The organism is Serratia sp. SSNIH1 (assembly GCF_002935055.1).
Taxonomy (GTDB): Bacteria; Pseudomonadota; Gammaproteobacteria; order Enterobacterales; family Enterobacteriaceae; genus Serratia; species Serratia nevei.
In genome coordinates this window covers 4907920-4933968 of record NZ_CP026383.1, presented here as the reverse complement: position 1 = coordinate 4933968, position 26049 = coordinate 4907920, and the positions used below count along the sequence as shown (strand labels likewise).

27 protein-coding genes, 1 tRNA gene and 1 pseudogene are annotated in these 26049 nt (G+C 51.7%); 11 read left to right on the top strand and 18 right to left on the bottom strand.

What is annotated here, in order from left to right; all coding sequences use genetic code 11:
- Window positions 1-62 precede the first annotated feature (62 nt).
- A complete protein-coding gene (locus C3F38_RS23740; protein ID WP_103767424.1) occupies window positions 63-1148 on the bottom strand; it encodes a DUF4238 domain-containing protein in 1086 nt (361 codons plus the stop codon).
- A gap of 106 nt (window positions 1149-1254) precedes the next feature.
- The gene (gene mobQ, locus C3F38_RS23735; protein ID WP_103767423.1) at window positions 1255-2745 is read right to left on the bottom strand and encodes a MobQ family relaxase; all 1491 of its coding nucleotides are present in this window, start codon (window positions 2743-2745) and stop codon (window positions 1255-1257) included.
- Between the two features lie 824 nt (window positions 2746-3569).
- Here mobQ and C3F38_RS23730 point away from each other — a divergent pair.
- The 4 genes from C3F38_RS23730 to C3F38_RS23720 all read left to right on the top strand — a co-directional run bounded on the left by C3F38_RS23730 (window position 3570) and on the right by C3F38_RS23720 (window position 6264).
- Window positions 3570-3959 (top strand): hypothetical protein, encoded by a 390-nt coding sequence (locus C3F38_RS23730; RefSeq protein WP_103767422.1) that lies wholly within the window; start codon window positions 3570-3572, stop codon window positions 3957-3959.
- Window positions 3952-4281 carry a conjugal transfer protein TraD gene (locus C3F38_RS23725; protein ID WP_103767421.1) on the top strand — a complete coding sequence of 110 codons (330 nt, stop codon included), beginning with the start codon at window positions 3952-3954 and terminating at the stop codon, window positions 4279-4281. The genes C3F38_RS23730 and C3F38_RS23725 overlap by 8 nt, the downstream gene beginning before the upstream one ends.
- A 223-nt stretch (window positions 4282-4504) precedes the next feature.
- Window positions 4505-4639, top strand: a complete 135-nt coding sequence (locus tag C3F38_RS26770; protein WP_001440510.1) for a hypothetical protein — start codon at window positions 4505-4507, stop codon at window positions 4637-4639.
- A complete protein-coding gene (locus tag C3F38_RS23720) occupies window positions 4636-6264 on the top strand; it encodes an N-6 DNA methylase (protein ID WP_103767420.1) in 1629 nt (542 codons plus the stop codon). Before C3F38_RS26770 ends, C3F38_RS23720 begins: the two co-directional genes overlap by 4 nt.
- A gap of 52 nt (window positions 6265-6316) precedes the next feature.
- Here the strand turns inward: C3F38_RS23720 and C3F38_RS26690 are convergent, their stop codons facing one another.
- The 4 genes from C3F38_RS26690 to C3F38_RS23700 all read right to left on the bottom strand — a co-directional run bounded on the left by C3F38_RS26690 (window position 6317) and on the right by C3F38_RS23700 (window position 9899).
- Window positions 6317-7441, bottom strand: coding sequence for a hypothetical protein (locus C3F38_RS26690; RefSeq protein ID WP_223349717.1), 1125 nt, complete (start codon window positions 7439-7441; stop codon window positions 6317-6319).
- 79 nt (window positions 7442-7520) lie between these two features.
- The gene (locus tag C3F38_RS23710) at window positions 7521-7946 is read right to left on the bottom strand and encodes a hypothetical protein (protein WP_223349716.1); all 426 of its coding nucleotides are present in this window, start codon (window positions 7944-7946) and stop codon (window positions 7521-7523) included.
- A 453-nt stretch (window positions 7947-8399) separates the two neighbouring features.
- Window positions 8400-9644 carry an integrase arm-type DNA-binding domain-containing protein gene (locus tag C3F38_RS23705; RefSeq protein WP_103767419.1) on the bottom strand — a complete coding sequence of 415 codons (1245 nt, stop codon included), beginning with the start codon at window positions 9642-9644 and terminating at the stop codon, window positions 8400-8402.
- Between the two features lie 179 nt (window positions 9645-9823).
- Window positions 9824-9899 (bottom strand) — tRNA-Phe (locus C3F38_RS23700).
- Between the two features lie 704 nt (window positions 9900-10603).
- On the opposite strand from C3F38_RS23700, the gene speF reads away from it, so the two are divergent.
- Window positions 10604-12769 (top strand): ornithine decarboxylase SpeF, encoded by a 2166-nt coding sequence (speF, locus tag C3F38_RS23695; protein ID WP_055316118.1) that lies wholly within the window; start codon window positions 10604-10606, stop codon window positions 12767-12769.
- A 50-nt stretch (window positions 12770-12819) separates the two neighbouring features.
- Here speF and mltC read toward each other — a convergent pair whose 3' ends face one another.
- The 3 genes from mltC to mutY all read right to left on the bottom strand — a co-directional run bounded on the left by mltC (window position 12820) and on the right by mutY (window position 15329).
- Window positions 12820-13896 carry a membrane-bound lytic murein transglycosylase MltC gene (mltC, locus tag C3F38_RS23690; protein ID WP_004937402.1) on the bottom strand — a complete coding sequence of 359 codons (1077 nt, stop codon included), beginning with the start codon at window positions 13894-13896 and terminating at the stop codon, window positions 12820-12822.
- Between the two features lie 63 nt (window positions 13897-13959).
- On the bottom strand, window positions 13960-14232 hold the full coding sequence (locus tag C3F38_RS23685) for an oxidative damage protection protein (protein ID WP_004937404.1): 273 nt from the start codon (window positions 14230-14232) through the stop codon (window positions 13960-13962).
- A complete protein-coding gene (gene mutY / locus C3F38_RS23680) occupies window positions 14229-15329 on the bottom strand; it encodes an A/G-specific adenine glycosylase (protein WP_004937408.1) in 1101 nt (366 codons plus the stop codon). The genes C3F38_RS23685 and mutY overlap by 4 nt, the downstream gene beginning before the upstream one ends.
- 177 nt (window positions 15330-15506) lie before the next feature.
- Here mutY and trmB point away from each other — a divergent pair, with 177 nt between their 5' ends.
- The 5 genes and pseudogenes from trmB to C3F38_RS26685 form a co-directional block, all read left to right on the top strand.
- Entirely contained in the window at window positions 15507-16226 is a 720-nt protein-coding gene (trmB, locus tag C3F38_RS23675; RefSeq protein WP_033654659.1) for a tRNA (guanosine(46)-N7)-methyltransferase TrmB, read from the top strand.
- The gene (locus tag C3F38_RS23670; protein ID WP_019456098.1) at window positions 16226-16552 is read left to right on the top strand and encodes a YggL family protein; all 327 of its coding nucleotides are present in this window, start codon (window positions 16226-16228) and stop codon (window positions 16550-16552) included. The genes trmB and C3F38_RS23670 overlap by 1 nt, the downstream gene beginning before the upstream one ends.
- 289 nt (window positions 16553-16841) lie before the next feature.
- Window positions 16842-17765, top strand: coding sequence for a glutaminase B (gene glsB, locus C3F38_RS23665; protein WP_055316117.1), 924 nt, complete (start codon window positions 16842-16844; stop codon window positions 17763-17765).
- 30 nt (window positions 17766-17795) lie between these two features.
- Window positions 17796-18518, top strand: a complete 723-nt coding sequence (locus C3F38_RS23660; protein WP_038879295.1) for a DUF2884 domain-containing protein — start codon at window positions 17796-17798, stop codon at window positions 18516-18518.
- Window positions 18519-18640: 122 nt separating this feature from the next.
- Window positions 18641-18724: pseudogene (locus C3F38_RS26685) on the top strand (DUF2442 domain-containing protein); the annotation flags it as partial.
- Window positions 18725-18760: 36 nt separating this feature from the next.
- On the opposite strand, the gene hemW reads toward C3F38_RS26685, so the two are convergent.
- Genes hemW through C3F38_RS23625 form a run of 6 tightly spaced genes read right to left on the bottom strand, consistent with a single transcriptional unit; the run spans window position 18761 to window position 22928 of the window.
- Window positions 18761-19903: a radical SAM family heme chaperone HemW gene (hemW, locus tag C3F38_RS23650; protein WP_055316114.1), complete on the bottom strand. Its 1143-nt coding sequence runs from the start codon at window positions 19901-19903 to the stop codon at window positions 18761-18763.
- Window positions 19896-20489 (bottom strand): XTP/dITP diphosphatase, encoded by a 594-nt coding sequence (locus tag C3F38_RS23645; RefSeq protein ID WP_047729848.1) that lies wholly within the window; start codon window positions 20487-20489, stop codon window positions 19896-19898. The genes hemW and C3F38_RS23645 overlap by 8 nt, the downstream gene beginning before the upstream one ends.
- Before the next feature lie 17 nt (window positions 20490-20506).
- Window positions 20507-20797 (bottom strand): DUF167 family protein YggU, encoded by a 291-nt coding sequence (gene yggU / locus C3F38_RS23640; protein WP_047729849.1) that lies wholly within the window; start codon window positions 20795-20797, stop codon window positions 20507-20509.
- Window positions 20794-21348, bottom strand: a complete 555-nt coding sequence (locus C3F38_RS23635; RefSeq protein ID WP_047729850.1) for a YggT family protein — start codon at window positions 21346-21348, stop codon at window positions 20794-20796. Before C3F38_RS23635 ends, yggU begins: the two co-directional genes overlap by 4 nt.
- 31 nt (window positions 21349-21379) lie before the next feature.
- Complete coding sequence (gene proC / locus C3F38_RS23630) at window positions 21380-22201, bottom strand: pyrroline-5-carboxylate reductase (RefSeq protein WP_055316113.1); 822 nt, start codon at window positions 22199-22201, stop codon at window positions 21380-21382.
- A gap of 19 nt (window positions 22202-22220) precedes the next feature.
- Window positions 22221-22928 carry a YggS family pyridoxal phosphate-dependent enzyme gene (locus tag C3F38_RS23625; protein ID WP_048234668.1) on the bottom strand — a complete coding sequence of 236 codons (708 nt, stop codon included), beginning with the start codon at window positions 22926-22928 and terminating at the stop codon, window positions 22221-22223.
- Window positions 22929-22948: 20 nt separating this feature from the next.
- On the opposite strand from C3F38_RS23625, the gene C3F38_RS23620 reads away from it, so the two are divergent.
- Complete coding sequence (locus C3F38_RS23620) at window positions 22949-23971, top strand: type IV pilus twitching motility protein PilT (RefSeq protein ID WP_055316112.1); 1023 nt, start codon at window positions 22949-22951, stop codon at window positions 23969-23971.
- Here C3F38_RS23620 and ruvX read toward each other — a convergent pair.
- From ruvX to gshB, 3 genes are all read right to left on the bottom strand, one after another.
- Window positions 23968-24390 (bottom strand): Holliday junction resolvase RuvX, encoded by a 423-nt coding sequence (ruvX, locus tag C3F38_RS23615; protein WP_015379046.1) that lies wholly within the window; start codon window positions 24388-24390, stop codon window positions 23968-23970. The two genes, C3F38_RS23620 and ruvX, sit on opposite strands and share 4 nt — an antisense overlap.
- Window positions 24390-24953, bottom strand: coding sequence for a YqgE/AlgH family protein (locus C3F38_RS23610; RefSeq protein WP_033635940.1), 564 nt, complete (start codon window positions 24951-24953; stop codon window positions 24390-24392). Before C3F38_RS23610 ends, ruvX begins: the two co-directional genes overlap by 1 nt.
- 145 nt (window positions 24954-25098) lie before the next feature.
- Window positions 25099-26049: a glutathione synthase gene (gshB, locus tag C3F38_RS23605; protein WP_047729854.1), complete on the bottom strand. Its 951-nt coding sequence runs from the start codon at window positions 26047-26049 to the stop codon at window positions 25099-25101.

The following is a 26049-nucleotide window of genomic DNA, read 5'->3' as shown; positions in this document are numbered from 1 at the left end:
ATTGAAAGTTTTCCATAGATATTTGATTGTATTAGCTCAGGACTGAGCTAATACACTCTACGTTAGATCTTTTTTTTCGGAGGCATTTTCTTTGCAATAGGAGTTAAATGTTTGGTAAACAAATTCAATCTTTCTAATTCATTAGAAAAAATGTATTTTTCAGCATTTTCGACATTATTCTTACAAATTAGATCGGAGAAATTTTTAGGGTTTTTGATGTGTGGTCTCTTTTTTGAAGTAAATAATATAGCCATATATGGGGATAGAGTAAATATGCAATCCGCAGTAAAATCTATTTCACCTGTTTTATTTTTCAACTGAAAAAACGGGAAATCACATGAGATTAATGAATGATTTATAGGTGGTCTGAAAATGAATACATTTACTTTTTTATAAAGATATTCAGGTGATAAAAATGGATACAATAAATACCTATTAAATTTAGAGAATGTATTCCTGATTTCTCTCATTGCCTTTCTTTCACTTAATGGAAGATATTTTGAACCATCATTGATAGTCCTTAATAACTCTTTCCAATCATTTTTGTTTATTATTTCATAATGTTCTGGGATTAACTCATTGTTGGACTTGATGGTTTTTTTTATTATATTAGGCAGATCTTTTATTTTGGAAGTTAAAATTTGTGAAATTTCATTGTCAATCTTTTTTAATCTTCTGCATAAAAACTGAGATAAGAACATTGTCAGGTTTTTTATCTCGCAATCATCGATTTCAGAAAATCCAGATAATAATTTATATGGTTTTATATTTGTTTTGAAAAAAACATTAGGCGGAGTGAAATTAAATAAAAAGTATCCTCTTGGACATAATTTCATGTAAAGATCTTTTTTAAGTGAATAATAGTTTAGTATAGATTTTATGGATGGGTAAATTTTTTCTAGCATTCCAAATAAATCTTCAATCACATTATCTCGTTCACCTTGCAACCATATTGTGTGTCTGAAATCGGCACCGCAAATTTTCTTAATATTTAAAGGAACATAGCGTTTTAAAACTTGAGCCTTTGATGCCTCTTTTTTAACAAAACCCCATACCGTTTCTTTTCCACCAGCATCTTTGGAAGTGAAAGATCTAAGATAAGTTGCTGGTAAATAATGTTGATATATCTGAAATGACCCCTTTCCCATATACTCATTCCTTTCTAAGTAGGACTGTACCCATATCAGTAGAATTAAATTATATATAATTTGAAGTGTCAATAAAAACCTATATGACAAAACCCCTACTAGGGACTCAACCGCGCTGTCTTGGTGGCCTCATTCTTAGGGCTTTGTTGGAATGTGACATAGATGGATCGAAATTCATACTGTGTTCCACTTCCGGTTTTTCGTTTTTCTGACGGCTTGGGAAACGGCTGATCTCATCCGGTGTTGGTTTAAAGTCATCTTGGTTAAACTTGGCTTTTTTCTCATATTCAGTGCGAGAGAAATGATGGCCTAACACCTCGTCAAAGACGTAGTTTTCTGCAATACGTTTATCATGTTCTTTACTGACAAGATCAATTTGGGATTTCTCTGTTTTAGCCCATACAAACTTCTGCTTGAAAAAATCTATGACAAGAGTTGTGAGGCGTTTAAAAATATTATCCTGACGTGGAATAGCCTGTTCCCTCTTAACACGTTCAGGGGCGCTTCTGGATGCCCTGTTTTGGTTTTGAGAGGAGGATGTTTTCAGGATAGTATTTGTTCCAGAATCAGAAATACTGACTGATGGTTTCTTACCTGCAACGACCTTACTGACTTTTGTTTTATCACGATAGGATTTAACACCTCGCATACGAGTATGATGAGGTGGTGCTACAAGTACAGGTCTTTGCGTTTCATTGGCAGAAGAGCCGGAACGCGTTTCTGGTAATACGATCTCTTCTGGTTCAGCAAGAGCAGCTACAGTGAAGCTTCTGGCATCAACGACGATTTCAAGATCAAGTTCACTGAAGGTCTTGTAGACTTCAACGGCTTCTTGCTTGGCAGCATCACGAACAGCTTGTTCTACGGTTCTTTGCTCTTGAGCAAATTTAGTTCGCCATTTACCACTATGAATACGCTTCATGGCAGGGCGGTTTGTTTCAGCGGCTTTAGCAAGCCATAGCACTTGTTCTTCATTGTCCAGAGCAACCGCTGCTTTCTCTAATGCTTCCTCATGCTGGGCTTGGAGAGAGCGATGGTCAATACGTTCTGACGAGCCAGCGGCAGCGAGGTAGCTGTTAGCCATAGCTGACCATGATTCACGCCATAAAACAGACATTTTTCTGTCGTTCCAGCTTCTTTCTTTTTTACCAAAACCTTCCGGGCCTATGGCTTTTAACGTCAACATAACGTGAGCATGAGGATTATCACTATCGAGATCGTGGAAAGCGATGTCGGCAATCATGCCTTTATCAACGAAATTTTTCTGGCAATACTCAAGGACAAGTTTTTTCTTATCATCATTGGTTAGCTCAGAGGGGATCGCAACATCGAAATAACGAGCTGTTTGACCATTTTGCTGACGCTCGACCCGTTCAACTTCATTCCACAATGCTGTAGAATCTTTAACAATATGTTCTGGAGCATTAACAGGTGCTAATATGAAATGCCCGTATAAATCAGTACGGCGACTATAATCATAGGTATCACCTGTTCTTTCATCTGTTATACGTGTACGAGCATGATAGGCAGCTTTCGCAACGGAAGATCTACCTTCAGAACGTTTCACAATTTTAAAATCAAGATGAAAAATAGCCATATAATAAAAACAACCTCAAAATAAATTTAAATATCAAACCAAAATATAAATCTCCAATACGACTCAGTTGGTTTTAGTTTTTCGTAAGAAAAACTCTGGTGTTGACGTTGACCTTGTTTCCGAAGGAAACGGTGTTAGCCTGCGGCAGGCAACTGTCGGTAGACCCCACACGCTCACGAAGTGAGTGTATAGGTGGGCATTGCTTTATTTTTATATCTCCTAAAGGAGCTAAAAATAACGACAATGTAAAAAGTTTTTCTATAGTTAAATAATAACGCTAGTTTTAATGTCTGTGAAATTAACAGGGCTAGAATCGGATAAACGGTTGAGGTAGAGTAATAATATTGAATAGTTGGGTTTTAGATAGCGCCCGTAAGGGCAAAAGTAGTTAAATTAGTCTCCCGCCGTAAGGCGGGAAAGCTGAATTAAGATAGAATAGTGAAAATAAAAAATATTTTACGTGTTGCACAATTCACAGGTTGAGACCAAAAACCAGAGTTTAAAAACAAGAGATAAATTTTTTCATTGATTTGATAAAATAAGTAACGGGGAGAGTATCAGCTATTTAACGTTAGTGATCGCACTCGCTTATGTTGCATGATTTTATTTTGAGCTTACTGACATCTCATGTTTAAAACCAAAATACCATTATTTCTGGATGAATCCCATCATTAACAGGACAAGCCTGTCAGCAGGTTGATTGTTTGAAACAATCATACAGTGCTGCTTCAATATATATAACATAACGTTACCATATTATTTGACCTTTTCATTTTTTAATTGTATTGCAAGGAGTAATCATTAAATAACAAAAGGAAAAACAAATGACACATAAATACATTAACTTCATGGGGTTGGATTTCAATAAGGTAGCGGAGATGAAAAAATCGTTTTCTGGGTTTGATAACCGAATACAAATCAACAATGATAAATTTGACGATGAACTATTTTATTTTTGCTGTTTTATGGATTACTTTCTTGAGCGCCATGACAACGTATCTTTCCCTGCTTATTATAAATTTTGCGTTTCTCTGGATGCTTACCTGTATTCACTCATGTATCTCGAAGAAAACATCTCAATGACGAACTTAATCGGTTTCTTCCCCGGCAAACTGTTCTGGCATACTGTTGATAATGGAAATGATGATGTTTTTTATATACTTCTTTCATTTTATATGAATGAATGGAAAAAGGAGAAGAGTTCTGATGAGTAAACAGGGAGATGTTCTTGAAGGTAATGATAAAAGCAGAAAGCCAAGATCAGAAAAAACCATTAAGCAAAAAATAGCATCAGCGCAGATGCGTTTGAATCGTCTCAAGACTAAAGAGAAATCTTTGTCCAAGAGTGCTGAGACACGCCTGAAGATTATTCTTGGGGCAGAGGTGGCTAAAGCTGTTGGCTGTAAAGTAGAAGATGTTGATAAGGAGTTTGTATTAGGCATATTAATTCATTTTAAAAACCTTGGTGCTGATGATAAGGCAAGGTTCAAATTGCGAGGAAAAAGGTTTCTTGATGAATTGATTGGCAGGCAATAATAAATGCCTATATTCACAGTTATATCACCTTTATATATTCAATGGTGTTTAATTAATAAATTTATTTTGAATGTTTATTTGCGCCATGCTTAGTAGTCTCTTAAAGATTAATTCTGCCATATATTCTTTAAAAAAATAACTTGAAATGCCTATGTCACATAGGTAACATAGGTGTGAATGAATTTAAGATATATATATGGCTATCGGAAGATCTGGAAGGATCGTGTTACAAGTAGACCCTGAGTTAAAAAAGAAGCTTTACTCTATCTTAGCTATGGAGTCTATAACCCTTAAAGATTGGTTTACTTTAAAAGCGAAAGAGCAAATTGAAAATAAGAATAAAGAGAATGCGAAATGAAATTTAAAGCAGATCAGACAGCTCAAAAACTACGTGGTGGTTATTATACACCACAAAACATCGCTGACTTTACAACCAAATGGGTTCTTAATAACAAACCTAAAAGTATTCTAGAACCGAGTTGCGGTGATGGTGTATTCTTTCAGTCTCTATACAATAATAAATTTGACAAAAACACTAAAGTACAAGGTTATGAACTTTTCGATATAGAAGCTAAAAAATCTATGGAGTTGTGCAAATCCTTAGGTTTTTCAGACGTTGAAATCACAGAAGGTGATTTTCTGGAATGGGCAAAAGTTGCAATTCAGAAAAAAAATACTTCTTTCGATGCTATTATTGGCAACCCTCCCTTTATACGTTATCAATTCTTAGAAAAGGATTTCCAAGAAAATACTGAAGCAATTTTCAAATTGCTTGACTTAAAGTTTACTAAACATACAAATGCATGGGTGCCTTTTATTTTGTCTGGCGTTTCGCTCCTCAATCCCGGAGGACGTCTTGGCATGGTAATTCCATCAGAAATTATAAATGTAATGCATGCACAATCCTTGAGGACATTCTTGGGTGAGCATTGCTCTAAAATTGTAATTATTGATCCAAAAGAAATATGGTTCAGTGAAACCTTACAAGGCGCGGTCATTCTATTAGTTGAAAAGAAAATTAATCTGGATTGTGCATCACAAGGTGTCGGAATTAAAGGGGTCAGTGGCTTCGATTTTTTACAAAAAAATCCCGAAGATATATTCAACGAAACAAATACAATCAATGGTGATACCGTAAAAGGTAAGTGGACAAAAGCCGTCCTAGATAAAAATGAAGTTAACCTTCTTAATGAGATTATTAAACATCCAAACGTACACTCTTTTGATACTATAGCAAATGTTGAAGTGGGAATGGTCACAGGTGCCAATGAGTTTTTCCTCGTAAATAAAGATGTAGTTGACGCATTTGATTTAAGTGAGTTCACCCATCCAATGTTTGGAAGAAGTCAACATTGCCAAGGTGTTATATACGATGAGGTTCAACATTTAGCTAATATAGAGAATAAGCTTCCAGTTTATTTTTTATATTTGGATAAAGAATTTCATGAACTACCTAAAAAAACGCAAGAATACATTTTCAATGGTGAATTACAGGGCTTTCACAAGCGATATAAGTGCAGAATTCGAAAACCTTGGTATAAGGTTCCCTCTGTATTTAGCACAAAATTAGCTATGCTTAAACGATCTCATGATGCTCCAAGATTAATTTATAATCAATATCAAGCTTATACAACCGATACAGCCTATAGAATTAAACCTAAATCTAATATTAATGAGGAAAAATTGTCCTATTGTTTCCTCAATCCTTTAACTGCTATATTCGCAGAACTAGAGGGTCGTTCTTATGGTGGTGGCGTAATGGAGCTTGTCCCTTCTGAGATAAGGAAGCTGTTTATCCCTCTACCGGAAAAAATTGAGTTCGATTTATCTGAGTTAAATAACTCTATGATGAACAGATCCATGGAGCAAATTCTTGCAGAGCAAGGGAAGAAAATATTCTCTCACATGGGATATGATGACGAAGTAGTTGAAAAGTTAATACATGTTTGGAATAAGTTAAAAAATAGAAGGCAGCGAAGTTAGAAGTTTTAAGAGTGGCCCTATCATTAAATCAAAATTGATAGGGCTTCGATAATTACTCAACAGAAATTTGATATTTATTACCACCAATATGATATAAAATCATTGTTTTTCCTAATAATTCTTCTCTTGAAATATAATTTTTAGCTTCTCCCCAATGGATCTGAGTAACACTATTATTTTGTTTATATGTTTTACTATCCGTTCTGCTGTCATGTGTTAACTTTAATTTAAAATCACCATAAGAAATCCCATTGACTATTATTTCAAAAATGGCTTCGGCTCTTTCCAAATGTTTTTTATTAGGATTGGTATCTATAACCCATGTTAGTTCGCTAAATAATTCATTTCTGAAATAATGTCGTTGGTCAATGTTGCTGAACAATCCTTTTTTGAAAAACATTGATCCTGTTGGATTTGTTTTTATAGCTGTCGGTATATTTAAATCTCTTCTTGTTAAAGGTTTACTTTTCCAGACCTCGCCCACATGATTTTCATTATGTGATATGTGGCTAGCAATGCTGGTTAATTGTTTTGTTTTAATAACCTTTGGGAATGCAGGAATAAATTTAGGGTTTTTAGTTTTTGTTTTACTTAGTATTAATGCTGAGTCTTTAATATCCTCATTTTCTAAAAAACCATCTTCATGTAAAACATTTAATTCTTCCTTGCTATTAATTTTTTTTACATTGTTAGGATGGTTGTTTTTTAATAATTCAAAACTTGATTCAATCTTATCAGTTAAAATATCATAATTTGATGTTCCCTTTTCTAAAAAAACATGTGTGCTAATTTCTATATTTTCACTAAGCCCGGAATATGTTAAATTGGCACTGCCAGTGATAATATGTATGCCTTCGTTCTGAAAAGCGAGATATATTTTAGGGTGAAATATTCTCGATACTGTTCCCATATTTATTAAATATGGAGAAATACCACATCTAATGATCTCCTCTACCGCTTGCTTTGAGGTTACACCATTAGCAATACCAACGAATAGTTCAATTTTATCTTTGAACTTGGAGAGAGTCTCTTTGAGCAGATGCACTCCATTTTTTCTTGCAAATGCCACGCTAATTATAATCTTATTATTTTTTTCATCTGATAACACATTCTTTACTGAATGAATATGTTCATCTCCTAAAACCAAACCCTGTAGTAGTATATTTTTTAAAGTCATCTGCATTAACTCTATTTTATAATATGCTGTATCGTCCAACAGGGAAGAACTATAGAGTTCTCCCTGAAAACTCTAAGTGTCAATGTATTGAAATTAAAAAATCGAAGTTTTCATCGATGGCCTTGTATAGTTCGAGATCACACCCTACTAAATCACGACGCTGAATCAAATATTTGGCGTCATCCCAGTGCAATCCGGTTGTATAATTATTCTGGCCTGCTTCCCATGAAGGTTTATGACTTAATTTAAGCTTAAACGTACCTACCGATGTACCTTTTATTTGTAAATGGAAGGTTGCCTCAGCCATTTCCTTTCCATCAATTTCATACCATAGCAATCCAGAGAATACCTGATACCGGAAATATTCCGTTTGATCAATAACTTTACCATTGTCAGTATAGCCAGCCTGTGTAAGGCGTAACACGCCAGAAGCATGTCCTTGAACCAGCAGTTGCAGATCCCCCTCTGGGAGGTTTGGCTTTCTCCAGCATAAGTTGAATGGCATTGTACGTATCTCCATGTAGTGTAGTCTACATATTTATATTAAAATTCCATCCGCTGCACAAGGTTTATTACATTTTTATTAGTGATTTTTTTCTAAAGAAATTTCATTATTATCTATTCGCGAATTTTGAACATTAACTAGTTAATGTTCAAAAAATTTTTACATGAGGATTTTGTATCATTAAAAGGAGGCAAATATTTTTATCACAATAACAAGCATAAAAAATAACATAAATTATTGACGCTGATAAAAACGTTTTTTTAAATAGAGCATTCTCAGCCGAATGCTGTTGACTAAAGTAATAAGGCCCAAGAATACGGGCCTCTAAGCAAGAAAAATAGGGATGAATCCTGATTTCTTCGTTTCACTTTTAAGCATTATTATGAGTTTATATTCTTCAAAATGCTTAAGTGATTGGCATTATCTTCTCAGCCAACTTTTTTATAACGTCCCTCAGTTTTTAAAATCGTATGGCCGTAATATCCCTTTCCGGTTAGCATCTAGATAATCAGCCCACCACTGTAGCATTAGCCTACGCTCATCGAGATGCTCAGCAAGATGGATGTAAGCAGCGCGAACGTTATTACGCTCTTGATGGCTCATCTGGCGTTCCACTGCATCTTTTGACCATAAGCCGGATTCGATCAAGGCACTACAGGCCATTGAGCGGAAACCATGACCACAAACTTCTGTTTTGGTGTCATAGCCCATTTTACGAAGCGCATTGTTGACGGTGTTTTCACTCATTGGTTTATAGGCATAGTGATCGCCAATGAAGATGATTTCCTGATCGCCACTGAGCTTCTGAATTTCTCTCAGGGTTGCTATTGCCTGCTTGCTTAATGGAACAAGGTGAGGGGTTTTCATCTTAGAGCCACGGCTGGAGTGTTTCACTCGTTGTAGTTCTTCACGTTTTGCAGGTATCGTCCAGAGCGCATTTTTGAAATCAATTTCAGACCAACGGGCAAAACGCATCTCACTTGAACGAACAAAAGTCAGTAAAGTGAGTCGCACAGCAAGGCGGGTTAACTGTCTTCCTCTATAGCTCTCAATACGGCTGAGAAGCTCTGTAATGCGTTCAAACGGAAGAGCCGGGCGATGGACTCGTTTTGCTGTTGCAATGGCACCTGCTAAGTCCTGTGCAGGATTACTATCGATAATACTGTTATGGACAGCATATCGCATGATAGCGGTGATACGTTGCTGGAGACGAGCAGCAATCTCAAGATGCCCGGACTTTTCAGCCGCCTTAATTGGTTGGAGTAGGTCACGGGTTTTGAGGTCGGTAATGTTTCGTTTACCAATAACAGGGAACACATGATTGATAAGGCTGTTCATTACCCTTTCAGCATGTGTTTCTGACCATTTGATGTTGCTTGCATGCCAGTCTCTGGCAACGGACTCAAAAGCATGAGCGCCGCTTTGCTCTACCTTTTCTGTTTTTTTCTTTTCGGAGGGGTCGATACCAGCAGCAATTAATCTTCTGGCATCATCTCTACGGTTACGGGCATCAGCAAGAGAGACAGCAGGGTAGACCCCAAGAGCCAGTAGCTTTTGTTTTCCTGCAAAGCGGTATTGTAGACGCCAGTATTTGGAGCCATTGGGATGAATAAGAAGATGCATGCCGTTGCCGTCAGTGAGCTTTACAGGCTTGTCGGCGGGCTTGGCATTTCTTACCTTGACATCAGTGAGAGCCATCGTTTACCCCTCCCTGTGATGGTACAAAACGTATCGAACTAACAATACCAACAGATATACCATCAAGGCAATGTGGATGTTGATGAATGTTAGTGAACGTCAGCGAGGGGGGTAAAGTAGATAGTTTGTTGACTTTAAAAAGAAAAACGGACGTCAATGGACGTCCGTGTATGAATAAGTGGTGCCCGGACTCGGAATCGAACCAAGGACACGGGGATTTTCAATCCCCTGCTCTACCGACTGAGCTATCCGGGCAACGGGGCGCATTAAACCGTATTGGCCGGGTGGCGTCAATCGCTTTCTGTCACAAAGCCGATCGGTTGCTCTATTTTCAGGCAGCGAACCCGGCGGAGTGGGGGATGGGGGGGTATTTCAACTCAATAAATATGCATATAAAACGTGTATTTATACCGTCGTCAAGATGGTTTTTTATTATTTTTTAATTAAATAACAATGCGTTATTGTAAAATCAATGCGCGTTAAACCAGAGCGATTCTTGCTTGAACCCCGCAACGAATCATGCAATCATTGCGCAAATTTTAGCACTCTCCGTTCCCTGACGGTGTTCCCGCTTCTTATAAGCCAGAGGGTTATTGGCATGACTGGTTTTGTTGCTCAAGCGCTGCTGCGCACCAGACATCTGACGCCGCCACCGTTCCGCCGTTGTCTCCTTTGCACGTCATCCGCCCGAATACGCCTGCCGGCCATGCGGTAAGGCCACCTGATGCTCGCTGTTAGGCATGTGTAAAGCCAGCGCTGCGGCCCTGATTTTACTGATGCCTGTCGGACGCTGCCAAGACCAGTTCCCCCGATAGCCGCCTGATGATCCCCGATCATGAGCCGGTCACGCACGCCGCTTATGCTGCCGTGCCCGGGTATCGCTTTACCGGGATAACCGCGTTATCTCATTACCGTGCCGGTGGCACACCCTCATCCTTCACCGTTTGAGAGTCCGCATGATGAAAGAATTGAAAATCGCGACCAGCGCCAGCCTGGTCGCCACCATTGAGACGCTGCGCCAAATCGTGCGCGTAGAGCAGACGGACTACACCGACGTGGCGGCGGTGGTGGTGTCGGTCGCCGACGTTAACGCCGGCATTTTGGCGCGCTTGCAGGCGACGGGGTTCGACATTCCGACCTTCGTGGCGGTGGAAGGGGACGAGCATCTCTCGCCGGACTATCTGCCGTTCGTCAGTGGGGTTTTCGCGCTGCTGGCCGGCGCCAGCAAGCCGTTCTACATGGCACAGCTGGAGGCCGCCGCCGACGCCTACGAGCAGGCGCTGCTGCCGCCGTTCTTCAAAACGCTGAAGACCTACGTCGAGATGGAAAATTCGACCTTCGCCTGCCCGGGGCATCAGGGCGGCGAGTTCTTCCGCAAACACCCGGCCGGCCGGCAGTTCTTCGATTTCTACGGTGAGACCCTGTTCCGTTCCGATATGTGCAACGCCGACGTCAAGCTGGGCGATCTGCTGATCCACGAAGGGTCGGCCAAGGATGCGCAAAAGCACGCGGCGCGGGTGTTCAACGCCGATAAAACCTACTTTGTGCTCAACGGCACCTCGGCGGCCAACAAGGTGGTGACCAACGCGCTGCTGACCCGTGGCGATCTGGTGCTGTTCGATCGCAACAACCACAAATCCAACCACCACGGGGCGCTGATCCAGGCCGGCGCCACGCCGGTCTATCTGGAAACCGCCCGCAACCCGTTCGGCTTTATCGGCGGCATCGATGCGCACTGCTTCGACGAACGCTACCTGCGCGAGCAGATCCGCGAAGTGGCGCCGGAGAAGGCCGCGGCGGCAAGGCCGTTCAGGTTGGCGATCATTCAGCTCGGCACCTACGACGGCACGATTTACAACGCGCGTCAGGTGATCGACACTATCGGTCACCTGTGCGACTACATCCTGTTCGACTCCGCCTGGGTGGGCTATGAAGGCTTTATCCCGATGCTGAAAGAGTGCTCGCCGTTGCTGCTGGAGCTGGACGAACACGATCCGGGCATTTTCGTCACCCAGTCGGTGCATAAACAGCAGGCGGGGTTCTCGCAGACCTCGCAGATCCACAAGAAAGACGACCATATCAAAGGGCAAAAGCGCCACTGCAACCACAAGCACCTGAACAACGCGTTCATGCTGCATGCCTCGACCAGTCCGTTCTATCCGCTGTTCGCCGCGCTGGACGTCAACGCCAAGATGCATGCCGGCCCCGCCGGGCGCCGCATGTGGATGGACTGCGTCAAGCTGGGCATCGAGACCCGCAAACAGCTGCTCAAGCGCTGCTCACAGCTGAAGCCGTTTATTCCGCAGCAGGTGGCGGGCAAAGACTGGCAGGATCACGATACTGACCTTATCGCCAACGACGCGCGCTTCTTCACCTTCGTGCCGGGGGAAACGTGGCACGGCTTCGAAGGCTATGCCCAGGATCAGTATTTGGTGGATCCGTGCAAGCTGCTGCTGACCACGCCGGGCATCGACGCCGCGACCGGCCAATACACCGAGTTCGGCGTGCCGGCCACCATTCTGGCCAACTTCCTGCGCGAGAACGGCATCGTGCCGGAGAAGTGCGATCTCAACTCGATCCTATTTCTGCTGACCCCGGCGGAAAACCCGGCCAAGATGGAGCAACTGGTGGAGATGCTGGTGCAGTTCGAGCGCTATGTTGCAGAGGACGCGCCGCTGAGCGTGGTGCTGCCGACGGTGTACCGCAAGAACGAGCAGCGCTACCGCGGCTACAGCATTCGCCGGCTGTGCCAGGAGATGCACGATCTGTACGTCAGCTTCGACGTCAAACAGCTGCAAAAGGAGATGTTCCGCCAGGATCATTTCCCGCCGGCGGTGATGAACCCGCAGGACGCCAACGTGGCGTTTATCCGCGATAACGTCGAGCTGGTGCCGATCGGCCAGGCGGAAGGGCGCATCGCGGCGGAAGGGGCCTTGCCGTACCCGCCGGGCGTGCTGTGCGTGGTACCGGGCGAAGTGTGGGGCGGCGCGGTGCAGCGCTACTTCCTGGCGCTGGAAGAGGGCATCAACCGCCTGCCGGGCTTCTCGCCGGAGCTGCAGGGGGTCTACATCGAGAAAAAAGATCACGGCTGGAAGCGCATCTTCGGCTATATGATCAAGCCATAGAAAAAGGGCCGGTTCGCACCGGCCCTTCTCATTTATCCACGCGGAACGCGTTACTTTCTGCGGTAGCTCTTCTGCGCGGTATTCACTTTCACCAGATAGCGGCGCGACTCGGCGGCCGGGTGCTTGGTGGTCAGCGTCTGGTACACGTCGCCCGGCTGCATGCCGTTGATGATGCCCACCGCGCGCGTTCTGTCGCTGGAGAACACCCGCAGCACGCTACCGGCGCCGCCGTTGTAGGCGGTGATCACCGCATAGCGGCGCGAGGTCGGGTTCTGAATGCCGCCCAGGTAGTTGTTCTGCAGGATCGCCAGATAGGCGGTGCCAGTGTCGATGTTGTTCTCCGGATCGAACAGGTAGCTGCGGCTCGGGGTGCCCCATTTGCCGCGCATCTGGAACACATCTTTACCGGCGGTATGCTGCACCACCTGCATCAGGCCCAGCGCGTCCGAACCGCTCACCGCATACGGGTTGAAGCTCGATTCGGTCTGCATGATCGCCAGGATCAGCGACTCGTCCACGCCGTATTTTTCCGACGCCTTGCGCACCATCGGCAGGTATTTGTGTGCACGTTTGTCCAGGTGGTTCGGCACCAGCTGGATGGTGACCGAGTAGATCACGTGCAGGCCGGAGGTGCGTTTTTGCAGCTTGGTCTGCAGCAGGTAATCGGCGAAGTGCGCCGCGCGCCATTCCCAGCGGATCGGCGCGCCCTTGTTATCCAGCACCTGACCGTACAGGAATGGCTCTTTGCTGATCTGGATATCGTTGGCGTCGGAATAGAGATCGATGGACCCCGGATCGTCACCCATCAGCAGCGTGCTGATGATCGCCTGGCGCAGGTGCGCGGCCGGATCGGTGGTGGCGATGGTCTCGATGGTAATGGCGCCGGTGTCGAAGTTGATGTGGCTGCGGGTTTGGTACTGGTCGGTATATTTGACGTAGTCTTTCGGCCCGGCGATCAGAACTTCGTTCAGACCCCAGATGTTCTCGATGTTGTGGGCGAATTGGCCCATCAGAATGTCGAAGCCGTTGGTATCTTTAATCCAGGCTTCGTTGATTTCTTCACTTTTTTTGCCGGAACAGGAGATCAGCAAAGGCGCTATTACGAGCAAAGCTAAAATTTTCTTCATCTTAAAGCCGTTTGGAAGAAGTATAAGAGGATTGAAGCGGGCCAGCGCCTGGCCCCAACAGCGTTATTCGCTCGGCGGCGTATAGCCTTCGATGTGCACGTCGTGCCCTTCGAACAGGAACTTGATCATTTCCTCTTCCAGCAGCTTGCGGTCGTCCACGTTCATCATGTTCAGCTTCTTCTCGTTGATCAGCATGGTCTGCTTCTTCATCCACTCGCCCCAGGCTTCCTTGGAGATCTCGTTGTAGATGCGCTTGCCGACGTCACCGGGATAAAGCTGGAAGTCCTGGCCTTCGGCGTCGCGCTGCAGGAAAGTACAAAAAATGGTGCGGCTCATGCTAATTCCTCATCGATGGCGCTATCGCCATATAAGTTTTGTTGGATCGGGGGCTGCTTCGCCAGCTGTTGCAACAGGCGATCCACCGGCGCTGCCAGCCCGACCGACGGCGGCTGCGCTAAGTTATACCAGAGACCCGCGCCCTCATCCATGCCGCTGCCCGCCGCGTCGAGCGACAGCCACATCGGCACGATATCGAGGTGGAAATGGCTGAACGTGTGGCGAAACGCGGTCAGCTGCTCCAGGCGCTTGCCTTTCAGACCGCGCTGCTGCAGCCAGAGTTCCAAATCCACGCGCGCGCTGAACTGCGGGAAGCAGAACAGGCCACCCCACAGGCCCACCGCCGGGCGCTGCTCCAGCCACACCCGGTCGCCGTGCTGCAGCAATAAGAAGTAGGCGGTTTTTTCCGGCAGGGTCTGCTTGGGTTTCTTGCCGGGGTAGTTGGCCCAGCTGTGGTTGGCGTAAGACAGGCAGCCGACGTTGAGCGGGCAGAGTTCGCACTTGGGCTTGGAGCGGGTGCAGACCATGGCGCCCAGATCCATCATTGCCTGGTTGAACTGGCCGACGCCCTGTGCCGGGGTGACCTCTTCGCTGATTTTCCACAGCCGGTTTTCGACTTCTTTCTTGCCCGGCCAGCCCTCCACCGCGTAGCAGCGGGCCAGCACGCGCTTCACGTTGCCGTCGAGGATCGGATAGTGTTGACCCAGCGCCAACGACAGCACCGCGCCGGCGGTAGAGCGGCCGACGCCCGGTAAATCGGCAATTTCTGCGAAGGTTGTCGGGAACTCGCCGCCGTGCTGTGCGACAATGGTCTGCGCCGCCTTGTGCAGGTTGCGGGCGCGGGCGTAATAGCCGAGGCCGGTCCACAGATGCAGCACTTCGTCGAGCGGGGCTTCCGCCAGCGCGCGCACGTTGGGAAAACGGGCCATAAAGCGCTGAAAATAAGGAATGACGGTGGCAACCTGGGTCTGTTGCAACATCACCTCGGAGAGCCATACTTGATAGGCGGTTTTTTCCAGCTGCCACGGCAGGGTCTTGCGACCGTAGCGCTGATACCAGTCAAGCACCACCTGTGCGAATTGTTGTGCTTGCATCATGAGCAGCGTCGTTATCCGGCAGAAAATGAAGCGAGATTGCAGCATAGAGTCATGGTGCTGTAAACCGGAACTTTCCGACGCCGCACGGCGGGTACAGAAGATGAACACTTGCTAAACCAATGTATCTTTGCATAATGCGCGTTTCCCTAATTGGCAGCCAAACAGACAGAAAGCACTATGATTAATGACGTCATCTCCCCGGAATTTGATGAGAACGGCCGCGCGATGCGCCGTATCCGCAGTTTTGTCCGCCGCCAGGGGCGGCTGACCAAAGGCCAGCAGCACGCGCTGGAGAACTATTGGCCGGTGATGGGCGTGGAGTATCAGGCTGACGCTGTCGATCTCGCCGCGCTGTTCGGCCGCGACGCGCCGACGGTGCTGGAGATCGGTTTTGGCATGGGCGCCTCACTGGTGACCATGGCGGGCAACAACCCGCAGCAGAACTTTTTAGGGATCGAAGTGCACTCGCCGGGCGTGGGCGCCTGCCTGGCCGACGCCCACGAGGCGAAGCTGAGCAACCTGCGCGTGATGTGCCACGACGCGGTTGAGGTGCTGGAAAACATGATCCCGGACGGCTCGCTGGACATGGTGCAGCTGTTCTTCCCCGATCCGTGGCACAAGGCGCGCCACAACAAGCGCCGCATCGTGCAAACGCCGTTTGTCGAACTGGTGCTGCGCAAGCTGAAGACCGGCGGCGTCTTCCACATGGCCACCGATTGGCAACCTTATGCGGAACATATGTTAGAGGTTATGAACGGGGTCGCAGGCTACCGTAATCTTTCCAGCGATAATGATTACGTGCCGCGTCCGGATTCGCGCCCACTGACGAAGTTTGAATTACGCGGCCAGCGCCTGGGACATGGCGTTTGGGACTTGATGTTTGAGAGGAAAGAATAATGGCTAAGAACCGCAGTCGTCGTTTACGTAAAAAGTTGCACATTGAAGAATTTCAGGAGCTGGGTTTCTCCGTAGCCTGGCGCTTCGCCGAAGGCACGTCGGTGGAAGACATCGACAGCACGCTGGATACCTTCATCGATGAAGTGATCGAGCCGAACGGCCTGGCGTTTGACGGCAGCGGCTACCTGCAGTGGGAAGGTCTGATCTGCCTGCAGAAGATCGGCCACTGCACCGACGAGCAGCGCGAGCTGGTGAAAAACTGGCTGGAAGCGCGCAAACTGACCGACGTTAAGGTCAGCGATCTGTTCGATATCTGGTGGGATTGATCGCGCTTGCCCGATGAGCGCGGCTTCGCGCCGCTTATTTCCCCCTAAATAATTGGATTCGCATCACGGCGGCAAGAGGGTGAGTCCCCAGGAGCTTACTTCAGTAAGTGACTGGGGTGAAAAATCAGCCGGGAGCAGATTTAAACGCTGTTTGCAGCGGCCCCGAAGGGGTGAGGCCCACGGATGGGCCGAGTAACTGCGCAGCCAACACAGATGCGGATTCAAGTATGACGGGGATGGATTTAAGGTGCCTTAACGGCGCCTTTGTTTTGCCCGGAGTGTGACCGAGGTGGTAACAACATTGGATAACGCGTTGCTGGAGGCGATCCTGCAACAGGTGCGCCCGCTGATTGGCCAGGGGAAAGTGGCCGACTACATCCCGGCGTTGGCGGAAGTGCCCGCCGATCGGCTGGCGATCGCCGTCTGCACGGTGGACGGCGAACTGTTCCAGGCCGGCGACGCCGCGGAGCGCTTCTCCATTCAGTCGATCTCCAAAGTGCTGAGCCTGACGCTGGCGCTGACGCGCTATCAGGAGCCTGAGATCTGGCGGCGCGTCGGCAAAGAGCCTTCCGGCCTGCCGTTCAACTCGCTGCTGCAGCTGGAGATGGAGCAGGGCAAACCGCGCAATCCGTTTATCAACCCCGGCGCGCTGGTGGTGTGCGACATGCTGCAAACCCGGCTCAGCGCCCCCAAACAGCGCATGCTGGAGGTGGTGCGCCAGCTGGCCGGTGAAGACGACCTGGCCTATGACCTGCGGGTGGCGCGCTCCGAGTTCGAACATTCCGATCGCAATGCGGCCATCGCCTATCTGATGAAGTCGTTCGGCAACTTCGAAAACGACGTGATCACCGTGCTGCAAACCTATTTCCACTACTGCGCGCTGCGCATGAGCTGCGTGGAGCTGGCGCGCAGCTTCGTCTATCTGGCCAATCACGGCCGCGATCTCAACGGCGAGGCGGTGATCAGCCCGCTGCAGGCCCGACAGATCAACGCCCTGATGATGACCAGCGGCATGTACGACGGCGCCGGCGAATTCGCCTATCGGGTGGGGATGCCGGGCAAGTCCGGCGTGGGCGGCGGCATCGTGGCCATCGTGCCGGGCGAGCTGTCGATCGTCGTCTGGTCGCCGGAGCTGGATGCTTCCGGCAACTCGCTGGCGGGAACTGCGGCGCTGGAACTGTTGTCTCAACGTATCGGTCGTTCGATTTTTTAATCCCAATCAGGATGGGAGTCAGGAGAAGCTATGTTGAAGAAAACCGGGTTAGCCTTACTGCTGCTGGCGGCGACTGCCGCACAGGCCCACGCCGAGTACCAATGCAGCGTTAAACCCCAGGACGATGTGATCATCAGCCCGCAGAGCGTGCAGGTGAAAGGCGCCAGCGGCGACCTGCAAATATCGCCGGATGGCGACGTGATCCGCAACGGTCAGGCGCTGAGCCTGAGCGACAGCCAGCGGCAGAAAGCCTTCAGTTACCAGAGCGCGCTGCGCAAGCAGCTGCCGTGGATCGACGACGGCGCGCAGAAGCACCTGGAGAAAGCCCGCGCAGCGCTGGATAAAGTGATCGTCAAAGAGCTGGGCAGCAACAGCAACGTGCGCAACCGGCTGACCACCCTGAACGGCCAGCTGAAGCAGCAGATGAACCGCATCATCGAGCACCGCAGCGACGGCCTGACCTTCCACCACAAGGCGATCGACCAGGTGGAACAGGACGGCCGCAACATCGTGCAGCAGAGCATGGGCGGCGTGCTGCAGGACAGCCTGAACGAGATGGGCGTCAAACAGGCTGCCAACAGCGGCGGCAACCCGCTGCAGGCGATCATGGGCAATTTGGGCGGCTTGCAGAAGGCGATCCAGAACGAATGGAACAACCAGGAGCAGGACTTCCAGAACTTCGGTCATGACGTGTGCAACCGCGTCACCGCACTGGAAACCCAGCGCAAGGATCTGCTTAAAGCGTTGAAGTGACGGATAGATATCGCATATCCATATCAGAGACGCTGAGGCGAAGCGAAATTCTGGTTGATACCTATCAGGCATTGTTTTTGGCGGCTTGGCATGAGTATTTCGGCTAAACGCGTCAGCTTTGAGACGCGTTGGACGAGGATGTTTCCGTTGAGGGATTGCTGAAGGGGCGTGGCGACGTGACGCATCGCCCTCATAATGCCGCCTGAACATGAAAAAAAGCGCTGATCATTCAGCGCTTTTTTTTACTCGTCGTCCGCCAGGAACAGTTCCAGCAGCGAGTTGAGGAACAGTTTGCCCTTCTCGGTGATCTGCCAGTGCTCCGCGGTTTCTTCCAGATAGCCTTTGGCCAGCGCTTCGTCCAGCTGCGGGCGAATGACGCTTTCCGCCAGCCCGGTGTAGTTGACGAAGTCGGCGCGCGGCGCAGCTTCCAGCAGGCGGAAGCGGTTCATGAAGAACTCGAACGGCCGATCCGCCGCCGTTACCTCATGCTGCTTGTCCATGTAGTCGCCGCGCATAAAGCCGCGCGGGTGCTTGGTCTTGGCGGTGCGCAGGATGCGCCCGTCGCTGAAGGTCACCTTGCCGTGCGCGCCGCAGCCGATCCCCAGGTAGTCGCCGAAGCGCCAGTAGTTGAGGTTGTGCTGGCATTGATAGCCCGGCTTGGCGTAGGCCGAGGTTTCATACTGCTGATAGCCGGCGGCGCTCAGCAGCTGGTGGCCGCGTTCGAAGATGTCCCACAGCGCGTCGTCGTCCGGCAAAACCGGCGGGCGCGAGCTGAACAGGGTGTTCGGCTCGATGGTCAGCTGATACCACGACAGGTGCGGCGGGTTCAGGGCAATAGCCTGGCGCAGATCGTCCAGCGCCTCTTCCAGCGACTGATCCGGCAGGCCGTGCATCAGATCGAGGTTGAAGCTGCGCAGGCCGAGGCCGGTCGCCAGCGTTGCCGCGCGCTTGGCCTCTTTCGGGCCGTGGATGCGCCCTAAGCGGGTCAGCTTCTCGGCGCTGAAGCTTTGCACCCCGATGGAGATGCGGTTGACGCCGGCGCGCTGGTAGCCGCTGAAGCGATCGGCCTCCACGGTGCCGGGGTTGGCCTCCATGGTGATTTCAGCATCGTCGGCGACGCGAATGCGCGCCCGCACGCCGTCCAGCAAGGCTTGCATCGCCTCGGCGCTCAGCAGGCTGGGGGTGCCGCCGCCGATGAAGATGGTGCTTATCTCCCGGCCGCCGGCCAGCGGCAGGTCGGCATCCAGATCCGCCAACAGATGATCGACATACTCCTGATGCGGCACGTCACCCTTCAGCGCATGGGAGTTGAAGTCGCAGTACGGGCATTTCTGCACGCACCACGGGATGTGAATGTAGAGACTCAGCGGGGGCAGCTTAAGCATTGCGCATGGCTTCCAACATCAGCGTCAGCGCCTTGCCGCGGTGCGAAATCGCCCGCTTCTCGTCGCGGCTCAGCTCGGCGGCGGTGCGGCCCAGCTCCGGCACGTAGAAGACAGGATCGTAACCGAAGCCGCCTTCGCCGGCGGCCTGCTCGGTGATCTCACCGGCCCAGCTGCCGTGGAACACCAGCGGCGTCGGATCTTCTGCATGGCGCAGATAGACCAGCACGCAGTGGAATTGCGCGCCGCGCCGGCCCGGCGCTACGCCTTTCAGCGCCGCCAGCAGCTTGTCGAGGTTCTGCCGATCGTCGGCGTCTTCACCGGCATAGCGTGCGGAGTAGATGCCCGGCGCGCCGCCCAGCGCGTCGACCGCCAGGCCGGAATCGTCGGCGATCGCCGGCAGGCCGGTGACCTGTGCCGCATGGCGCGCTTTCAGAATGGCGTTTTCGATAAACGTCAGCCCGGTCTCTTCGGCGGATTCCACGCCCAGATCGGTTTGCGCGACCACGTCCAGGCCGAAATCGGCCAACAGGTCGGCAAGTTCGCGCACTTTGCCCGGGTTACCGGTGGCAAGAACGACTTTTTGCATAATGACTACCTTGAAAATTATTCGATGAGCGCCGCGACCACGGCGGGGATCTGTTGCGGATTCACGATGCGTAACTGTTTATGCCGCCCCAGTTCGCCTTTCTCGATGGTGACGTTGCTTTTCGCCACTTTGAACTGCTTGGCGATAAACTTGATCAAATGGGCGTTGGCTTGGCCGTCGACCGGCGGGGCGGTGATGGCGACTTTCACTTCGTCGCCATGCAAGCCGATAATTTGGTCGCGGCTGGCTTTCGGCTGAATATATAGCCTGATCGCCAGCCCGTCCAGCGCCGGAGTGACTGCACTCACAGCAGGAACCAGATCTCGCCGAACAGATCCATGCCCAGGTAGTTGATCAGATAGAGGATCAGGATCACCACCATGGCGGAAAAGTCGATGCCGCCCATCGCCGGGAGGATGCGACGGATCGGCGCCATCAAGGGTTCGGTCAGCTGGTACATCACGTAGTCGATCGGGCTGCGGCCCTGACTGATCCAGCTCATCAGCGCACGAATGATCATCACCCAGAAGATCAGGTAGCCGGCGGATTTCACCAGCGAGATCAGGCCGAACAGCAGGTTATACGGGCTGAGCGACATCGCGCCGCCCTGGATCAGCAGCAGCAGCGGATACTTGATGGTCATCAGCAGGAACGCCAGCAACAGCGAAGCGCTGTCGATAGGCCCCAGCGACGGGATAATACGGCGCAGTGGGCCGACGACCGGCTGGGTGATCTTCACCACAAACTGCGAGAACGGGTTATAAAAATCGGTGCGCGTCCATTGCATCCAAATGCGCAGCAACAGCACCATCACGTACAGATCAATAACGGTCTTGACCAGGAAAGTCAGCGTTAGCATGAAGTGGTCCTTCTCCTTAACTCATGGTTATTTAAAATAATTTTTCCATCTCTTGCGCGCGGGAAACGGCGGCCTGCATCGCTTGCGCCACGGTTTCCGGCAGTTGGCGTTCGTTGAACACCCGCAGCGCTTCGGCGGTGGTGCCGCCTTTGGAGGTCACCTGCTCGCGCAGCGTGCCCAGCGGCGTATCCGGGTTGGCTTCCACCAAGGCGGCGGCGCCGGAAGCGGCCTGCTGCACCAGATCGCGCGCGGTCTGGCTGTCGAAGCCCATGCGTTCGGCCTCTTTTTGCATCGCCTCCATAAACAGGAAGAAATAGGCCGGGGCGCTGCCTGCGGCGGCGATCACGCCGTTGATGCCATTTTCGTCATCGACCCAGCAAACTTTACCGACCGACGCCATTAAATCGCCGGTGTAGTCGCGATCCTGCCGGCTGACCTGCGCCGGCGCGTACAATCCGCTCATGCCCTTGCCGACCAGCGACGGGGTGTTGGGCATGATGCGCACGATGTTCAGCTTGTCGCCGAGCAGCTGATAGAAACGGCTGACCTGAATGCCGGCGGCGATCGACAGCACCAGTTTGCCGCTGAAATCGACCTGCTCGCGCAGCGGTTGGCAAACGTCGGCCATCATCTGCGGTTTGACTGCCAGCACCACCACGTCGGCCGCGCGCGCGCAGGCGACGTTGTCGCCGCTGCTGACGATGCCGTAGTCTGCCGCCAGCGCGTCACGGTTTTTCGGCGAAGGGGCGCAGACGCTGATGGATTTGGCCGGATAGCCGCCCGCCACCAGGCCGGCGATGATTGCACGCGCCATGTTGCCGGCGCCGATAAAGGTAATCTTGCGATGTTGCATCAAATCCCTCGTCTGTTTGTCAGGCCTGCGAGTAGTCGCGGGCGCCAAAAATTGCGGTGCCGATGCGCACCAGGGTGCTGCCAGCGGCGATCGCCGCCGCCATGTCGTCCGTCATGCCCATCGACAGCGTATCGGCCTGCGGATAACGCTGACGCAGGGCGAGAAAGGCGTCGTTCATCCGGCTGAATACCGCCAGCTGCCGCTGGTAATCCGCTTCCGGCGCCGGGATGGCCATCAGGCCGCGCAGCGCCAGGTTCGGCAGCGCGGCGATCGCTTCGGCTAACGCCGGCAGCTCGGCCAGCGCGATGCCGGATTTACTCTGCTCATCGCTGATGTTGATTTGAATCAGCACGTTGAGCGGCGGCATGCCGGCCGGGCGCTGATCGCTCAGGCGCTGGGCGATGCGCAGCCGATCTACGGTATGGCACCAGGCGAAGTGTTCCGCCACCAGCCGACTCTTATTGGATTGCAGCGGGCCGATAAAGTGCCACACCAACTCGCCGTTCTGCGGCGACTCGGCGAAATGCCGGATCTTGTCTACCCCTTCCTGCACGTAGTTCTCGCCGAAGGCGCGCTGGCCCGCGGCGATGGCTTCTTCGATCGCCGCCACAGGTTTGGTTTTGCTGACTGCAAGCAGAGCAACTTGTTCTGGCGCCCGCGCGCAGTTTTGCGCGGCGGCCGCGATGCGGTTTCTGACATCCTGCAGGTTCTGTTGGATAGTGCTCATTATTGACCCGGGAGAGTGATATGGATATCGATGAATTCGTGGCCCTTAGTGTAAAGCATAATGCTTCCGATCTGCACCTTTGTGCCGGTCATCCGCCGATGTTGCGCATCGACGGTGAACTGCAGCCGCTGGCGGCGGCGTCAACGCTGACGGCGCAAGGCGTGCAGGCCCTCTGCGACGGATTGCTGAGTGCGCAGCAGCGCGAGAGCCTGCGGCGGCTGGGGCAGATCGATCTGGCGCTGCACAGGCCGGGTGGGGAGCGGCTGCGAGCCAACGTTTTTCAGCAAAGCGCGGGGATGTCTCTCGCATTGCGGCGCATCGCCGGGCAGGCGCCTTCGCTTGCCGAGCTGGCGGCGCCGGCCATCGTCCCGGCGCTGCTGCGGCGCGACGACGGGCTTCTTCTGGTCACCGGCGCCACCGGCAGCGGCAAATCCACCACGCTGGCGGCGATGATCGACGAGATCAACCGGCACCAGCCGCGGCACATTTTGACGCTGGAGGATCCGATCGAATTCCTGCACCGTAGCCGACGTTCGCTGATCCAGCAGCGGGAGATCGGCCGCGACAGTCACAGCTTCGATACGGCGTTGCGCGCTGCGCTGCGCGAAGATCCGGATGTGATCCTGCTGGGCGAGCTGCGCGATGTTGCCACCATTCGGCTGGCGCTCACCGCGGCGGAGACTGGCCATCTGGTGCTGGCGACGTTGCACACCCGCAGCGCGCCGCAGGCGGTGGAACGGCTGGTGGATGTGTTTCCGGCGGAAGAGAAACCCTATGTGCGCGCCCAGCTGGCCGGCAGCCTGCAGGCGGTGATCGCGCAAAAGCTGATGAGGCGGCCCGGCGGCGGGCGAGTGGCGATCTTTGAGGTGCTGACGGCGACGGCGGCGGTCAGCAACCTGATCCGCGAAGGGAAAACCCATCAGTTGGCGAGCGTGTTGCAAACCGGCGCGCAGTCCGGCATGCAAACCTTTGAGCAAGGTTTGCAGCAGCGGATCGACGCCGGCGTGTTGGGGGATTGTGTTGGCGAAGGGGCGGGGAGTTAACCCAGCTGCCGTTCGAACCAGCTTTCGAGGATCACCACCGCAGAGGCGGAATCCACGCTGCCTTTGTCGAGCGCACGGAAGCCGCCGCGATCGAACAGGTTGGCGCGCGCCTCCACGGTGCTCAGGCGCTCGTCATGCAGATCGATCTGGATGCCGAAGCGGCCGTGCAGCCGGTTGGCGAACTTGCGCGCCTGGGCGGTCACCGGTTGTTCGGTGCCGTCCATGTTCAGCGGCAGGCCGACCACCACCAGATCCGGCTGCCACTCCTTCAGCAGCTTTTCGATTTTCAGCCAGTCTGGCGAGCCGTCCTGCGCTTTGAAAGCCGGCAGGGCGCGGGCGCTGCCGGTCAACTCCTGGCCGACGGCCGCGCCGATGCTTTTGGTGCCGAAGTCGAAGGCGATAATGGTACGGTTGCTCATCAGGCGTGTCCTGCGTGGTTGGCGATGCTGCGAATGTCGATACCCAGAAGGTTCCCCGCCTCGCGCCAACGGCTGGCGATCGGCGTGCGGAACAGAATGTCGGTGTTGGCCTCGATGGTCAGCCAGGCGTTCTCCAACACCTCCTGCTCCAGCTGGCCCTTTTCCCAACCCGCATAACCCAGCGCCACCAGCACGTCGTCCGGTTGTTCCGGGGTGCCGAGCGTTTCCAGCACGTCTTTCGAGGTGGTGATCATGGTGTTGGGGGAAATTTGAATGCTGGCACCGAAGCCGTGGCGCGGCGTATGCAGGATAAATCCGCGATCGTCCGCCAGCGGGCCGCCGGCGAACACCGGCTTGTCCAGGCTGATGGCCGGATCGCGCGCAGGCGGCATGATCTTCAGCTTGCTCAGTACCGTGGCTACCGTGAACTGCTCCACCGGTTTATTGATCACCAAACCCATGGCGCCTTCTTCGTTGTGCTCACAGACGTAAATCACCGAGCGCTTGAAGCGAGGATCCTGCAGGGTGGGCATGGCGATCAGAAAATGGTGCTGTAAATTCATGGCGTTAGTATCAGGTAATCAATGGGTGAGAAAATAAACAGCCGCCAGTATGCGGCTATACCCGCCGCCTTTCAAGCCGCGTGCAAAGGCGCGCTTTGGTGGGCGCGATGCAGGATAGCGGGCGGCAGGCCGCCCGCATGACGCATTACTTCGCTGCCAGGCGCTTTTCAATCGCGTCCATCAGCATGCCGGTAATCGAGATCGGGAATGCCGCCTCAATTTCGCGCGCGCAGGTTGGGCTGGTCACGTTGATTTCGGTCAGGCGATCGCCGATCACGTCCAGGCCGACGAAGATCAGCCCTTTCTCTTTCAGCGTCGGCGCGACGGCGCGGGCGATTTTCCAGTCGCTCTCGCTCAGCGGACGCGCTTCGCCGCGGCCGCCGGCCGCCAGGTTGCCACGGGTCTCACCCTGCGCCGGAATGCGCGCCAGGCAGTAAGGCACCGGCTCGCCGTCAACGACCAGAATGCGTTTGTCGCCGTCCTTGATCGCCGGCAGGAAGTTCTGCGCCATGCAGAAACGGCTGCCGTGTTCGGTCAGGGTTTCGATGATCACCGACAGGTTAGGATCGTCCTGCTTCACGCGGAAGATAGACGCGCCGCCCATGCCGTCCAGCGGTTTCAGGATGACGTCGCCGTGCTGCTGGTGGAATTTGCGGATGTGCGCGGCGCTGCGGCTGACCAGCGTGTCCGGCGTCAGTTCCGGGAACCAGGCGGTGAACAGCTTCTCGTTGCAGTCGCGCAGGCTTTGCGGTTTGTTGACCACCAGCGTGCCTTTGACTTCGGCGCGCTCCAGAATATAGGTCGCGTAGATGTATTCGGTATCGAACGGCGGATCCTTGCGCATCAGGATCACGTCCAGATCGTGCAGCGCCAGATCCTGCTCGCTGCCGAAGCTGAACCAGTTCTCCTTGTCTTCCTTCACGCTCAGCAGGCGAGTGCGGGCGCGCCCGTCACCGGCGTGCAGATAGAGATCGTTCATCTCCATGTAGTGCAATTCGTAACCGCGGCGCTGCGCTTCGAGCAGCATGGCGAAGCTGGTGTCTTTCTTGATGTTGATGGAGTCGATAGGGTCCATCACGATGCCGAGCTTAATCAT

Coding starts and splice junctions, on each gene's coding strand:
- C3F38_RS23740 (WP_103767424.1), bottom strand. CDS start 1,148: ATGGGAAAGGGGTCATTTCAGATATATCAACATTATTTACCAGCAACT.
- mobQ (WP_103767423.1), bottom strand. CDS start 2,745: ATGGCTATTTTTCATCTTGATTTTAAAATTGTGAAACGTTCTGAAGGT.
- C3F38_RS23730 (WP_103767422.1), top strand. CDS start 3,570: ATGACACATAAATACATTAACTTCATGGGGTTGGATTTCAATAAGGTA.
- C3F38_RS23725 (WP_103767421.1), top strand. CDS start 3,952: ATGAGTAAACAGGGAGATGTTCTTGAAGGTAATGATAAAAGCAGAAAG.
- C3F38_RS23720 (WP_103767420.1), top strand. CDS start 4,636: ATGAAATTTAAAGCAGATCAGACAGCTCAAAAACTACGTGGTGGTTAT.
- C3F38_RS26690 (WP_223349717.1), bottom strand. CDS start 7,441: ATGACTTTAAAAAATATACTACTACAGGGTTTGGTTTTAGGAGATGAA.
- C3F38_RS23710 (WP_223349716.1), bottom strand. CDS start 7,946: ATGCCATTCAACTTATGCTGGAGAAAGCCAAACCTCCCAGAGGGGGAT.
- C3F38_RS23705 (WP_103767419.1), bottom strand. CDS start 9,644: ATGGCTCTCACTGATGTCAAGGTAAGAAATGCCAAGCCCGCCGACAAG.
- speF (WP_055316118.1), top strand. CDS start 10,604: ATGAAAGAATTGAAAATCGCGACCAGCGCCAGCCTGGTCGCCACCATT.
- mltC (WP_004937402.1), bottom strand. CDS start 13,896: ATGAAGAAAATTTTAGCTTTGCTCGTAATAGCGCCTTTGCTGATCTCC.
- C3F38_RS23685 (WP_004937404.1), bottom strand. CDS start 14,232: ATGAGCCGCACCATTTTTTGTACTTTCCTGCAGCGCGACGCCGAAGGC.
- mutY (WP_004937408.1), bottom strand. CDS start 15,329: ATGATGCAAGCACAACAATTCGCACAGGTGGTGCTTGACTGGTATCAG.
- trmB (WP_033654659.1), top strand. CDS start 15,507: ATGATTAATGACGTCATCTCCCCGGAATTTGATGAGAACGGCCGCGCG.
- C3F38_RS23670 (WP_019456098.1), top strand. CDS start 16,226: ATGGCTAAGAACCGCAGTCGTCGTTTACGTAAAAAGTTGCACATTGAA.
- C3F38_RS23660 (WP_038879295.1), top strand. CDS start 17,796: ATGTTGAAGAAAACCGGGTTAGCCTTACTGCTGCTGGCGGCGACTGCC.
- hemW (WP_055316114.1), bottom strand. CDS start 19,903: ATGCTTAAGCTGCCCCCGCTGAGTCTCTACATTCACATCCCGTGGTGC.
- C3F38_RS23645 (WP_047729848.1), bottom strand. CDS start 20,489: ATGCAAAAAGTCGTTCTTGCCACCGGTAACCCGGGCAAAGTGCGCGAA.
- C3F38_RS23635 (WP_047729850.1), bottom strand. CDS start 21,348: ATGCTAACGCTGACTTTCCTGGTCAAGACCGTTATTGATCTGTACGTG.
- proC (WP_055316113.1), bottom strand. CDS start 22,201: ATGCAACATCGCAAGATTACCTTTATCGGCGCCGGCAACATGGCGCGT.
- C3F38_RS23625 (WP_048234668.1), bottom strand. CDS start 22,928: ATGAGCACTATCCAACAGAACCTGCAGGATGTCAGAAACCGCATCGCG.
- C3F38_RS23620 (WP_055316112.1), top strand. CDS start 22,949: ATGGATATCGATGAATTCGTGGCCCTTAGTGTAAAGCATAATGCTTCC.
- ruvX (WP_015379046.1), bottom strand. CDS start 24,390: ATGAGCAACCGTACCATTATCGCCTTCGACTTCGGCACCAAAAGCATC.
- C3F38_RS23610 (WP_033635940.1), bottom strand. CDS start 24,953: ATGAATTTACAGCACCATTTTCTGATCGCCATGCCCACCCTGCAGGAT.
- gshB (WP_047729854.1), bottom strand. CDS start 26,049: ATGATTAAGCTCGGCATCGTGATGGACCCTATCGACTCCATCAACATC.